Source organism: Phycisphaerales bacterium (assembly GCA_016699835.1).
Taxonomy (GTDB): Bacteria; Planctomycetota; Phycisphaerae; order Phycisphaerales; family UBA1924.
On the sequence record CP064987.1, the window covers coordinates 1,288,921 to 1,301,983 of the forward strand.

Annotated in this window: 7 protein-coding genes; 1 reads left to right on the plus strand and 6 read right to left on the minus strand. The window is 64.1% G+C overall.

The genetic code is table 11. The annotated features are described in order from the left end of the window. Positions 1 to 174: 174 nt before the first annotated feature. The 5 genes from IPK69_05355 to IPK69_05375 form a co-directional block, all read right to left on the minus strand. Positions 175 to 1,677 carry a hypothetical protein gene (locus IPK69_05355; protein QQS10047.1) on the minus strand — a complete coding sequence of 501 codons (1,503 nt, stop codon included), beginning with the start codon at positions 1,675 to 1,677 and terminating at the stop codon, positions 175 to 177. A 38-nt stretch (positions 1,678 to 1,715) separates the two neighbouring features. Then, positions 1,716 to 2,666, minus strand: coding sequence for a hypothetical protein (locus IPK69_05360; protein QQS10048.1), 951 nt, complete (start codon positions 2,664 to 2,666; stop codon positions 1,716 to 1,718). Positions 2,667 to 2,827: 161 nt separating this feature from the next. Further along, positions 2,828 to 7,495 (minus strand): hypothetical protein, encoded by a 4,668-nt coding sequence (locus IPK69_05365; protein ID QQS10049.1) that lies wholly within the window; start codon positions 7,493 to 7,495, stop codon positions 2,828 to 2,830. A 146-nt stretch (positions 7,496 to 7,641) separates the two neighbouring features. Continuing rightward, positions 7,642 to 7,908: a hypothetical protein gene (locus tag IPK69_05370; GenBank protein ID QQS10050.1), complete on the minus strand. Its 267-nt coding sequence runs from the start codon at positions 7,906 to 7,908 to the stop codon at positions 7,642 to 7,644. Between the two features lie 66 nt (positions 7,909 to 7,974). After that, complete coding sequence (locus IPK69_05375; GenBank protein ID QQS10051.1) at positions 7,975 to 10,029, minus strand: ABC transporter ATP-binding protein; 2,055 nt, start codon at positions 10,027 to 10,029, stop codon at positions 7,975 to 7,977. Between the two features lie 148 nt (positions 10,030 to 10,177). Between IPK69_05375 and IPK69_05380 the strand changes: the two genes are divergently transcribed. After that, positions 10,178 to 11,194, plus strand: coding sequence for a cytochrome c (locus IPK69_05380; GenBank protein QQS10052.1), 1,017 nt, complete (start codon positions 10,178 to 10,180; stop codon positions 11,192 to 11,194). Between the two features lie 89 nt (positions 11,195 to 11,283). On the opposite strand, the gene IPK69_05385 is transcribed toward IPK69_05380, so the two are convergent. Beyond that, a complete protein-coding gene (locus IPK69_05385) occupies positions 11,284 to 12,843 on the minus strand; it encodes an immunoglobulin domain-containing protein (protein ID QQS10053.1) in 1,560 nt (519 codons plus the stop codon). Between the last annotated feature and the right edge of the window lie 220 nt (positions 12,844 to 13,063).

A 13,063-nucleotide genomic window follows, 5' to 3' on the forward strand; every position in this document is an offset into this window, starting at 1 on the left:
CGGATCGCCTTCGTCGTCCGCGTCGCCATTCGTCGCTGTCCTCCGGGTCGCGGGAATCCAAAGGCACAATGCCCATGGGATGCTCTCGCGCTGGCAGGAGGGTATCAACATAGAAAAGGCCCGGCACGAGGCCAGGCCCGATCGGTGTTCTCACGCTGTCTGGTCGATTTCGACTCAGCACCCCGCATTAAAGCGAGCGAGATAGTACAACAGATCGTCGATGGTCACGCCGCCGTCGGTCGTGCCCGTGCCCGTCCCGTTGTCCACGTCGGCATCAACCGACCCCGCGTTGAAGATGGCAAGGTAGTAGAGCAGGTCATCGATGGTCACGCCACCATCGGGCGTGCCCGTGCCCGAGCCGTCGTCCACGTCGGCGACGCACGTCGTTGCACCGAAGTCGATGAGCACCACCCCGTCGGCACTCGCCGCGTATCGCACCTTCACGATCACGTATCGCCCGCTCGGGCTGGCGTCGTAGCCGTCCGACACGCCGAGGATCTCGACCACGGTGTTGCCGTTCACATCCGTCACACCCTCCTGAAGCACGAGTTCGTCATTGCGGAAGATGCCTCTGTCGCGCGTCGTGTCCGGGTCGTCCCAGTCGCCGAACCAGATCACGTTGCCATCGTCGCCAATGAAGACGCCACCGGACCCGAACCCCGTGAACGAGAAGCCCGGCACTCCCGGCACGCTCCCGCCCTCCTGCGCGATCACCGTCGTGCCGTTCTTGAGAATAACGGTGTCACTCGCCGTATCCCCGTCCAGCATGGCGCGGATGACGTACTCGCCGTTGTTGTTCACATCGATCGGCACGTCGTTCAGGATGCGATAGTTCCGCCCGGAGATCGGGCTCTGGTCGCCCTCGCGAGCCACGAGCGAGCCATCGAGCCACACCGCGTCGCCCGTCCCGCCCGAGACCTCGAGTGTCAGCATCAAGTGGTTGCCGCTGCTGCTCCGCGACATCGACTCGAACGTTGTACCAAAGTCGGTGATCGGCCCGGCAAGGCCCGCCGGCGTGTCGCCCTCCTTGATCAGCACATTCTCCACGAACGTGTTCTGATTCGGGTCATAATCAAACAGCACCACCGCGCGGTCCACCGTCGAGGCGATGTTCGGGTCGTCCACGCTCGCCATCACGAGGAAATCGTTCGAATCGTCCGTCAGCACCTCGAAGAAGCCGATGTAGGGCGTCGGATTCCCGAAACCCGGCGAGAGCGAAACAAAGCTCTCCTGCAGCACCAGCGTCTGCCCGAACATCAGCGCCGAATCCGTCGAGGTCGATCCCGTCCCCGCGAGCGTGCGATTCCACGCCACGTTCCCGCTCGTATTGAGGTGCACCGAGTCGAAACTCGTCGCCGTCACGCCCGCCCGAGCCGCGACCGGATCGCCCTCGCGCGCGATCACGACGAAGTTCCGCGCCACCACGACGTCCGAGGTTGTCGCGCCGTCGGTGTCGATCTCGACCATGTGCGATCCGCCGTCGTTCACGGACACGCCGTTGAACGCCGTCGCCGCCCCCACCACGCTCGAATCGGGCATGCTGATGACGTCACCCTCGTGGTACAACTCGGTGATCGTCTGCGCCTGCACACCCCCCGCCAGACTCGCCAACGCCACGCCCGCGGCACACGCTCGCACCATCAGCCCGTTCTCCACATTCTGGAGTGTTCGCTTCATCTCGGTATCCTTTCCGTGTTCAATGAAAACGAGGGCGCTCAGCACCCCTCGCCAAACCGCACGAGAAAATACAGAAGATCATCGATCGTCACGGCCGAATCCGTCGTCCCCGTCCCCGTCCCATTGTCCACGTCGGCGCCAATATCTCCGGCCTGGAAGAGTCCCAGGTAATAGAGCAAATCATCGATCGTGACGGCCCCATCGGACACGCCCGAACCCGACCCATCGTCCACATCCGCCACACACACGGGTCCCCCACCACAACTCTCGGGGATGTAGGCCAATCCCAGATAGTTCGCCGACCCCAGCGCCCCCACCACCGTAGTCGCCCCCGACGCCAGATCGACCGTGTACAACGTATCGGTGTTGCTGCAGATGATGTACATCGTGTGGTTGGCCGTGTTGTACGCCAGCCCGTGCGGATTCGTCGGCCCGTTCAGGTCGCCGATGTACGTCGTTGCTCCCGTCGCCAGATCCATGCGATGGAAACTGTCGGGCGTGGTCGTGTTCGTCGCGTACATGATGTCGTTGTCGGAGTCGTATCCGAGATTGGTGAACGAGAGCAGGAACGACGTCCCCACGAGCGTCGCCGCCCCGGTTGTGGTGTTGATGGTGTACAGCCCGTTGTTGTGCGACGACATGCCATAGAGCGTCTGGTTCGCGCTGTCCCATTCGAGTCCGTGCATCACGATCGCCGAGTCGCCATACGCCCCCACGAGCGTCGCCTGCCCCGTCGTCACATCGAGCGTGAAGAGCGAGTCCAGCGAGGTCGACGTGAGATACATCGTCCCCGATTGGCAGTCATACGCCAGCCCGCCCGTTGTGCCCGCGTTCGTCGTGGCGCTCCCGATCGACGTCCGCGTGCCATCGGCCATATTCAGTTCATACATCGCTCGGGCCGAATCGATTGCGATCATCCGTCCCTGGCCAAACGCCACGCCGCATGACCCCGCAAGCACCAACGCGCCAATAGATATCACGAGTCGCATGATCGGCCCTCCAGAACTACGCCCACACCGCAAGCACATACGCCCGCCCACATCCGCGGCTGACGGCCACGACGCGGAACAGTCGTTCACAATCCGCCCAGACTACCAGATTCATCGATTTCGAACAACCCGATCTACGATCGTGCAGAAACATGAGTCATTCAGCACCCCGTGTTAAACCGGGCGAGATAATACAGCAAATCGTCGATCGTCACGCCCAGGTCGCGGGTTCCCGTGCCCGAGCCATCGTCCACGTCGGCCCGCGTGTCGCCCACATCAAACAGGCTCACGTAATACAGCAGATCATCGATCGTGACGCCGCCGTCCGGATTGCCCGTTCCCGTTCCATCGTCAAAGTCGGCCAAACAATGCATGGGCGCCTCGACCGCACCAATGTCGCATCGTGCCCCCAGGAATCCATCGCCGTCCTGTGGACGCGCCTGCCCGCGCTGATCGATGAGCCCACATCCCGCCGGATCTCCCGCGTCGATCGCCGGGCTGCCGAACGCCGGAACGTGTGTCGGCGTCGGCCCGCCATTGCCCGTCAGCACGCCAAGATTCGCATCGACGCCCACCACATCCGTCACGACAAGTCCCGCCACACCGGAGACATCGCCGATCAGGTTGTGCCCGCTCATGGTGATCAACCCGGAGAAGTCCTGCACGAGAGGCGATGTGTTCCCCCAGACGATTGTGCCCTGTATCACACACGGGCCGCCCGCCCACACAACTCCGCCCGCGTCGACCAAGCCGTCGTTCGCCGCAATCGTCGAGGCGACCACGGTCAACGTGCAGTCCGCGATACCCGCGATCGCTCCGCCCGAACTGCCGGCGCTGTTCCCGCTCAACGTCGAAGAGAGGATCGACGCGTTCGCGTTCAACCCAGGCAACCCGAGCAGACCAACACCTCCACCCTGCCCCGCGGTGTTCGCCACAAGCGTGGATCGCGTCACCACCAGTTCGCCCTCCGAGACCACCATGACGCCCCCGCCGAGCGTGAGCGCCGAGTTCCCGCGAACGATCGACTCGCGGATCTCGAGCGTCCCGCCCCCCCGAACAACCACGCCGCCGCCCGCATCATCCGGCGCGATCCCATCCGCGTTTCCGCCCTCGATCGTCAGGCCCACCAGACTCACTTTCCCCATCGTCGGTCCGAGCACCACGTGGTACGAGTTGTCGCTCGTCCCCACCGTCCCATCGTCAAGGAGCAGATCGCCCGAAAGCCGCGTGGGATGCGAGGCGGGATCGGCCTCTGCCAGGTTTCCGGCACCACCCGCTGGGAATCCGCCATAGAGCGCCAGTCCGCCCCGGGGCGAGAACGACGCCGATCGATCCACGCCCGTCGTTGGGAGATACATCCCCTCCGCGATCCAGATCTCCGACACCGTCAACTCCGTTGTCGAGAGCGTGAGCGCGTCCTGCACATTCTGAAACGCCGTCGCCCAGGACAAGCCATCGCCGCCCGCGAGCGCCGATGCATCCGCATACAAACGTGTCGGACACAGCCCAACCTCAAGCGTCACACTCGACGACGAGACCGTGCCGCAAAGATTGGTCACGTCACATCGGATCATTGCGCCATCATCCGCCGCCTGCACCCCGACCATCGGAAATGACGCCTGATCGCTCCCAACCGGCGCCTCGTCACGATACCACTGGTACGAAAGCGGCCCCTGCCCCGTCGCAACGACCGTGAATGTCGCGTCCTCACCAGGACAGATCGAGATCGCGACCGGCTCGCTCGTGATCGACACCGGCGCCGCCGACGAACCCGAACTCGAAGCCGACAACGCACCCGTTCCGCACGCCGAGATCGCTCGAACCCAGTAGAAATAGGTTGTACCTGGCGTCACGCCCGAATCGATCAACGACGCCGACGTCGGCGTGCCCACGACCGTGGCCGTGAGTTCATCATTCGTCGTGCTCCGGAGAACCTCGTATCCCGTCGCGCTCACCTCGGCATCCCACGCGAGATCGACCTGCCCGCAGAGAGTCGCCTGGCTCGCCGCCAACCCCGTCGGAGCCGCCGGCGGCGTCAACCGCGCACCCACGCCCGGACTCCCCACGCCCCCCGCGCCGCACGTGTTCGACGCCACAACCCAGTAGGTGTATGAAGTCCCCGCCGCTGCCGTCTCGTCGTCGAAGGACGGCTCCGCCACGCTTCCCAGCGAAACCGCGCTCGCGAACACCCCATCGGCATCGCGGAATACCTCGTAAGTCGTGGCCGTCGCGTTCGTCGTCCATCCCACGACCACGCCGTCACAATCGCCTGTCGCCGCAACACCCGACACGCTCTCCGGTGCCGCCCCGCGGAAGCCCGTCTCGCTCGGCGCATACGACGTCACGCCGCACGAAGTCGTCGCCCGCACAAAGTAGTAATACGTCTGCCCGGGGTTCGCCGTTGTATCCTCGAACGACGTCCCCGAGAAGAACCCGAGATTCGCCGACCCGATGATCGAGTCCCCCGCCCCACGCTGCACGCGATACTCCGTCGCCCCTGGGAACGGGTCCCACGAGACCGTAACCCGGTCGCAGAACGCCCCATCACTCGCCGTCACATTCGTCGGCACGCCCACCAAGGGGCTCTTCGTCCCCACGTCCGACGCGCTGAACGCGCTCACACATCCGCCCGTCACCGTCTTGATGAAATAGTAATACGGCGTCGAAACGGTCCCCGTCGCATCCTGATACGTCGTCGTCGACGAGGTCCCGATCAACGCCGCCGAGCCCGAGTTGTTCACCGTCGCCCGCCACACCTGGTACGAGATCGCCCCCGCGCTCGCCGCCCAGGTGACCTCAACCCGATCGCAGAACACGCTGTCCGACGCAGCCACCGTTGCCGGTGCCGAGCACGGAATCGTAAAGTTCGAATCCGACACGTCGAAGTAGATGTTCCCGATCGCCTCCACCCGGATCCGTGCCTGAGAGGTCGGAGTATCGGGGATCACCACCGCCTCGCTCCCGTCGTTCGCCGTGCTCGACACGAGAATCGTCGGGAAGGTCAATCCGCCATCCGTCGAGAGCAGAATCCGGACGCTCGCCGTGTTGATCCCGTTCGCGTCCGTCCCGGCGACATCCCACGTCACCGTCTGCGCGCCCGTCCAACTCACGTTCGTGTTCGGCGAACTCACGCGGAACGGCCCGGCCGTACCCACCACATTCAGCGTCAGGTCATCCGTCGTCACGCCCCCGCCGCCCACGCGATTGTCGCGCGCGGTGACCCGAAAGTGCAGGGACCGCGTCGTCGTCGGAAGGATCTCGCCCGCCGCCGTCGTGTTCGCGAGCAACTCCGCCAGCCGCGGGATCGTCCGTGTGGGAACCGCTGTTGGCGTGCGGCTCCGGATGATCGGCCCGCTCCCCGTGTCCCCGGCCGTCAACGACTGTTGAGGCCCAAGATCACGCTGCTCCCAGCAATACGTCACCGAGTCGCCATCCACATCCGACCCGGTTGCCGTCAGCGTGAACGGCGTGCGCGAGGGGATCGTGTACCCGGCCCCAGCGTCAAGCGTCGGCGGCGTGTTCCCCGTCGCCGTGTCCGCCGCGCACGAGCCCGATCCATCCGCCCGCGACGCGATGAGATCGAACGACCCCTGATTCAGATACAACTCGCCGACGTTTCCACCCGCGATGTTGTCCACGCCGCAGAACGACGAGTAGGACATCACCGTCGATCCGCTCCCCGGCTCATAGGCCCCCGATGCGGAGTAGTTCGCCGCCGAGCACGAGTTGTTCGTCCCGTTGAACGTGTGCCTCGCGCCGAGTTGATGCCCCACTTCGTGGCAGAATGTCTGCACCGTGTATGAATCCGTCACCGAGAACGGCGACGCGCTCACTCCCCGCGCCTTGTTGAAACTGCTGCACGTCACCCCGATCGTCGCGATCCCGCCGTTCGCCGTCCCGAAGACGTGCCCGAGATCGAAGTTGCCGTTCCCGATCACCAGCGGCACGTTCACCTGGTTCTCACCCAGCATCGTGCTGTTGTCGCTGTTGGTGTACGGATCCGTCACCGAGTCTGTGTAGATCAACAGGTCGTTGTTCGCCACCAGCGTGAAACTGATCGCCGCCTCGATCTCGTACATCCCGTTCAGCCGATTGACGAGCGACGTGATCGCCGACTGCACTCCAGCCACCCCGCCGCGAAGGGCCGTGTACTCTCCCGTCGCCGCGATCGCCAGGCGATACGTCCGCAACTGCGTCCCGATCCGAGGCGTTCCCGAGCGAGATTCGATCGCCGGCCCATCATCCTGAGTCTCGCACACCCACCCTTGCATCACGAACGCGCGCGCATCACCATGCCGATACACCGCGCACCGAGCATCCCCACCCGAAACCCCGACATTCCACGGATCGATCGACCACGCGCGCGCATCACCGAGCACCTGCGCCCCAAACCCGTCCGGCGTCATCTCGCACCGAACCGTCAGCCACGCCTCATCCACACCCCGACCCGCGAACGTCCGGCAACTCGACCACTTCGCCGACAACGCCGGCTCAAAGATCGATACCTCGTCTACCTCGAACTCGTGCATCACGCCGTCGGGGTCCGGCAGCCAGATCCGTGCATTGGTGTTCCCGGCATGCGATCGTCCGCGGCCGTTCGCATCGCACCCCAGTTGCGCGCGCATCCCATCAAGATCCAGCAGGAACGCCCCGTATCGCACAGGCCGAGATCTCGGCATGTCCAACGCCCCGCGATCCTCAAAGGCCGCGGACGGCGTCCACACACTCCCCGGGTCGCCCTGCACGCGACCGGCACCGATCATCACGCTCCAGAGCGCAACCACCAATGAGACGCCCCAGCCGGCGCGTGTCCCATGCCGTCCTCGCATACCCCTGGTCCTCCCTGCCCAACCAACGTTGCCGCCCGAATGAGGCAGCCCAGAATACCACAAACCAGCCCGATCTCACAGAGCTTCACGACGAATTTCCTCGTGCAAATCAATTTCCGCACGAGTCTGCGTTTGTTCGTATTCGGTTAGTTTGTCGCACACGCCGCCGCGAAGTGCTCGGCCTTCTCGCCCTCGGACAAAGCCTCCCACTTGGCCTTGCACCCGGCGCAGCAGAACCCGACCTTCTGCCCCTTGTACATCGCGGGCTCGATCGCTGGATTCACCGGGCCGCTGTTGGTGATCGCGCAACGAGCGTTCACCACACCCATCGAGGCCGAATCGCCCCGATTCTGATTGGCGCATCCCACGCCAAGCAACGACGTCGCCACCAAAACGAAAAGTGCTTTCTTCATGGAGTTCTCCCTCAAACTTGGTTGTGACACCCCAACGAGATGTCGTCCGAGAACCGGACGATCGAATCATATCTCGATGGCGCCCACCGAATGGGACTCGATCTGTGTTCTGAGGAGTTCCGCGTACCGCCCCTGCCTTGCGAGCAGGTCCTCGTGTCGGCCTGTCTCGACAATCTCGCCGCGTTCAAGCACCACGATCCGATCGGCGTTTCGAACGGTGCTCAGCCGGTGTGCGATCACGAACGAGGTCCGACCACGCATGATCCGTGCGAGGGATTTCTGGATCAGGGCCTCGCTCTCGGCGTCGAGATTGCTCGTGGCCTCATCGAGAATCAGGATCAATGGATCCACCACGAGCGCGCGCGCAATCGCGAGGCGCTGCTTCTGGCCGCCTGAGAGTCGCACGCCCCGCTCCCCGATCAGCGTGTCGTAGCCTCGGTCCATTGCCTCGATGAACGCGTGGGCGTTCGCCGCTTCGGCCGCCCGCTGGATCATCTCCCTCGTGGCGTGACGATCGCCATACGCGATGTTTTCGGCGACCGTCCCGTCGAAGAGGAACACGTCCTGCTCGACGATGCCGAGCAATCGGCGGAAACTCGTGATGTCGATCGCCCGCAGATCGACCCCATCGAAGAGCACCTGACCTTGTGTGGGATCGAAGAATCGGGCGACGAGGTTGCAGAGCGTGGTCTTTCCCGAGCCGCTTGGTCCCACGAGGGCCACCGTCTCGCCAGGTTTGGCGACCAGGCTCACACCCCGGATCACGTCCTCGCCAACGTCTGAGGTCGGCGCGGCAGAGACACCCTGCACCTTGTCCGGCGTCTTGGGATACGCGAACCACACCTCGCGGAACTCGATCTCGCCGCAGGATTGTGCACGATCGACGAGGATTCGCTTCTCATCGCCCACTTTGCCCAGGGCCTCGGTCTCGCGCGGCTCGGCCAAGAGATCAAGCACGCGATCCAACCCGGCGAGATTTGTCTGGATATTCGTCGCCGTGCTCGAGAGCGTCTCGAGCGGGCCCAAGAGCATGAGCAGATACGTCGAGAACATCATGATGTCGCCGATGGTCATGTTCCCCCGGACGACCTGCGTGCCGCCGTAGACGAGCACGGCGGCAGAGGCGAGGGGGATCATCACGGCCCAGGCGATGTCGACCACGCGCGACCACCACCAGACGAGCATCTCCTGTCGAGCCATGAAGTGCTGGGCGCGGGTGAAGCGTGTGCTCTCGGCGCGCGACTGCCCGAAGCCACGCACCACGCGCATCCCGCCGAAGGCCTCGGTTGTTGACGCGTCGATCGCCTGGCGCTGGGCGCCGATATCGCGGAAGACGGGGCGGATCCGAGCGATCCACGTCTTGTGCGAGAGCCACACCGCGGGGATGAGCGCGAGCGCGCCCACCAGCATTCGCCAGTCCACCCATGAGAGCACGACGAGCGTGCCCAGGAGTTGGACGACGGCCCGCCATGGGTTGTAGATCATGCTGAAGAGCAGGTTGCCCGCCTCGCCCGCGTCTTGACGCAGGAGACTCGAGACGCCGCCGCTGCGGTGGGCGTGGATGCGATGCAGCGGCAACTGCACGGCATGCTCGAAGGCCTGACGCCGGAGGCCCACTTGTACGCGCTTGGTGAGGCGCGTCATCTGGAACCGTCCCCACATGCTGAAGGCCACGGTCACCAGCGCGACGGCTACCAGCGCCACACCCAGCCGCCAGAGCAGCGCCTCACGAGACTGGGGAAGCGAGAAGGTCTCGCGGATCCAGGGTGGGATCCCGCCTGGCCCCGGGCTATCCGTCAGAATGTAGTCGATCGCGGCCTTGGTCGATGCAGGGGCGATGAGGCCCACGAGCGAGGAGATACTCAGGGTTCCCAGCGCGAGGACACACGTGCGCTGGTGCCCGCGAAGGAGCCTCCAGAACTCCTTGAAGAGCACGAAGAACGTGCGTGATCGCTTGAGTTTGTTCTGCTTTCGCTCCGACGCCGCCTCGAACGCGTCTGGAGGCGGCGATAAGACGGCCTGATCTCTCGGCTGGTCCTTCTTCGAGGCCCTGGCTCGCTCGGCACGCCTCTCAAGATACGCCCTGAATCGTTCGCGGCTACTCGGTCCTCGTGGCAACATCGATTCCAAGCGTAGGAATCAAGCGTGCACTCGGGTCTCGAGTCCTCCGGTGGAACTCTTCATCCGCGGTGTCTGTATGCGTCACAGAGGGTGGGGTATCGTACGTCGGGTCGTTGAGATGTCGCCCACCATCCTGGGAGTATCGTTCATGAATCACCCACGATTGATCCGCTCGAACACACGCCGAGCGTGCCTCTCCATCGCGGTAGGCCTTGGAGTCGCACTGGTTTCCTGCGCCGGGAGACACAACGCGTCGAATCATGACCAGGCTGTAACACCGCCCGCTGATGCGCCGGCGCTCGCCGACGCGAGGCCGACAAACTACCCCGGCCTGCACAACGTCGTCACCTATCACGACGGCTTCTACTCCGGCTCCGTCCCCGAGGGCGAGGAGGGTTTCAAGACGTTGCACCTCTGGGGCATCAAGACCATCATCAGCGTGGACGGGTCCGTGCCTGAACTAGATGTCGCCAAGTCGCACGGTCTCCGATACATCCACTTGCCCATCGGGTACAACGGCTTCGACGAGCAGCGTCGCGTGGAGATCATCCGCGCGACCCGCGACGCCCTCAACGAGGGGCCCGTGTACATCCATTGCCACCACGGCAAGCACCGCAGCGCCGGGGCGGCCGCTGCCGTGGCCGTGGGTCTTGGATGGATGAGCACCGACGAGGCCGTGGAACGCATGCACGTTTCGGGGACGTCGCCGGCGTATCTCGGGCTTTTCTCGTGCGTCGAAGAGGGGACGCGACTCGATGACGAGACCTTGGACCGCGTGGACGCGAACTTTCCTGAGGTCTCACGTCCAGATGACGTGGTCGCGGCGATGGTCGTGATCGACAACGCCTTTGAACATCTCAAGGCGATCGAGGCGGCGGGATGGAGTGTCCCCAAGGACCACCCGGACCTGGTCCCCGCGGCCGAGGCCGGGCAACTCGCCGACGCGTTCCGAGTGCTGACCACCGAGAGGCACACGACCGAGCGCCCGAAGGAGTATCTCGATTGGATCACGCTGTCCCAGACGCTGGGATCGGCAATTGAGGAGCAACTTGCCGACGGAACTATGAATCGCGAATCGCTCTCGGCGAAGATGAAGACGCTCGGCACGACCTGTAAATCGTGCCACACGGCGTATCGAGACCAACGCGCCACCAAGACTTGGTGAACGGGGCGCCCACGCGGATATTGGGCGTGCAACCCCGGTCCCGATCTTCTCGACCTGTGTTAGGACATTGAAGCGACGTGTTTATGGCCTCAGCAGCCGAGGTTGAATCGCGTCAGGAAGTAGAGCAAATCGTCGATGGTGACGCCGCCGTCGGGCGTTCCGGTGCCCGTCCCGTCGTCGACATCGGCGCTCACGTCGCCGAGATTGAAGATGGAGAGGTAGTACAGAAGATCGTCGATGGTGACGCCGCCGTCGGGCGTGCCCGTGCCCGAGCCGTTGTCGACGTCGGCGACACATGTGGGGAGCGTGTTCACGACGACGACCACCGCGGGGCTGGTGCCCGAGCCGCAGGTGCCGTTGACGACGAGGGTGTAGTTCCCGGCATCGGCGGCCTGCGCGTTGGTGATGGTGAGGGTTTGTGACGTCGCGCCCGAGATGACCGAGCCGTTCACGGTCGCGCCGTTGGATACCGGCACGCCATTGAATCGCCACTGCAGCGACGCGGGCTTGGCAGCACCAACGATCGCGTCGATGCTGATTGTGGAACCGACGTTCGCGGGATCTATCGAGGGCATGACAAAGCCTGGCTCACACGGCTCGAGCAGCGCCGCCTGGAGGAACCCACCCTGGTAATAGCCCGTCGCGGCGACGTAACCGGTGTCGGCGATCTTGGTGCCGGAGGTGAACTGCCAGTCGAAATCGGGGACAATGGTGTCCTCGAGCGGATAGAGCGTGCCCTGATCCCACATCCAGCCGATCACGCCGAAGGACGTGAACAACTCGCCGACAATGCGTCCGCTGTTGTTGATGCCGAGGGCTTGGCCTGGGAAGGCGTCGCCGAAACTCCCGGGGGGATTCAGACGGATGAGTGAGCCGTTCTCCCATTTCACCGGAGGTCCGAGGGCGATGAACTGGGTGCGGTCCTCGGCATAACCACAGACCACGCCCAGATCGTTGACGTCATAGGCGACACCGTTCTCTTCGGTGGTACTGAAGGTGCCGAGATCGGTAAGGGTGAAGCCGTCCCACGTCACCGGGCGGTTCCAGTTGCGGAACTCGGTGTATCGCTGGCTCGAGCCGGCGATGACGCCCGCCTCGTTGATGCCGGTCGCGATGCTCTGCCCGCAGGGATTGAAGACCGGGAGTTCATCGATGACGCCGCCGCCAACCCAGCGGCAGGCGATGAAATAGTTCGTGTTCGTGTTGCACGCGAAGGTGAGGCTCCCCGCGACCAGGCCGGAGTTGCTGATCGCGACGGCCTGACCGCTCACGGTCGGGACGCTGTCGGGGTTAAAGGTCACGTCCACAATCCCGCCGGCGCTGGTCCAGACAAAGGCGTGGTCCGTGCCGCTCACTCGCATGACGCCGACGGCCTTCTGGGCGTCGTTGATGCCCAGAGCCCCAGCGGAGGTGAGTTGCGGCCCCAGGACACCGAGATCGATGAGCGTGCTATTGATGTACGCAAAGCCGTGGAGATCCGAGCCGACCACTGCCCGGCCGACCACGTCGCCGCGATTGTTGACGGCCCTGGCGCGCATCTCTGTTGCCCCGGGGAGGAGCGGTATGGGCGTGGCCTTGTATGCGGGCTGCGCATGCGCCGATGAGATGAATCCTGAAGCGCCCACGATCGCGCATGCCGAGGCCAGCATGCGGCGTCTCGCGAGCACCACGCGCGAAAGTTGCGTCGAACAACAGAGTGGGGATGACATGAACAGCGCCTCTCTCTCACGATGTGAAACTGCGGAGTTTCACCCACTTCGATCTCTACAGTGTTCCGCAATCAGTGCGATACGTCAAGAGGAAAACAGCGCCGAAGACGTATCGAGAGTTGATTCATCACGACGAACTTCCGAGAACCCGTTTCGTTGA

Bases quoted from the DNA above. Each gene is read 5' to 3' on its own strand.
- IPK69_05355 (QQS10047.1), bottom strand. From the start codon at position 1,677: ATGAAGCGAACACTCCAGAATGTGGAGAACGGGCTGATGGTGCGAGCG.
- IPK69_05360 (QQS10048.1), bottom strand. From the start codon at position 2,666: ATGCGACTCGTGATATCTATTGGCGCGTTGGTGCTTGCGGGGTCATGC.
- IPK69_05365 (QQS10049.1), bottom strand. From the start codon at position 7,495: ATGCGAGGACGGCATGGGACACGCGCCGGCTGGGGCGTCTCATTGGTG.
- IPK69_05370 (QQS10050.1), bottom strand. From the start codon at position 7,908: ATGAAGAAAGCACTTTTCGTTTTGGTGGCGACGTCGTTGCTTGGCGTG.
- IPK69_05375 (QQS10051.1), bottom strand. From the start codon at position 10,029: ATGTTGCCACGAGGACCGAGTAGCCGCGAACGATTCAGGGCGTATCTT.
- IPK69_05380 (QQS10052.1), top strand. From the start codon at position 10,178: ATGAATCACCCACGATTGATCCGCTCGAACACACGCCGAGCGTGCCTC.
- IPK69_05385 (QQS10053.1), bottom strand. From the start codon at position 12,843: ATGCTGGCCTCGGCATGCGCGATCGTGGGCGCTTCAGGATTCATCTCA.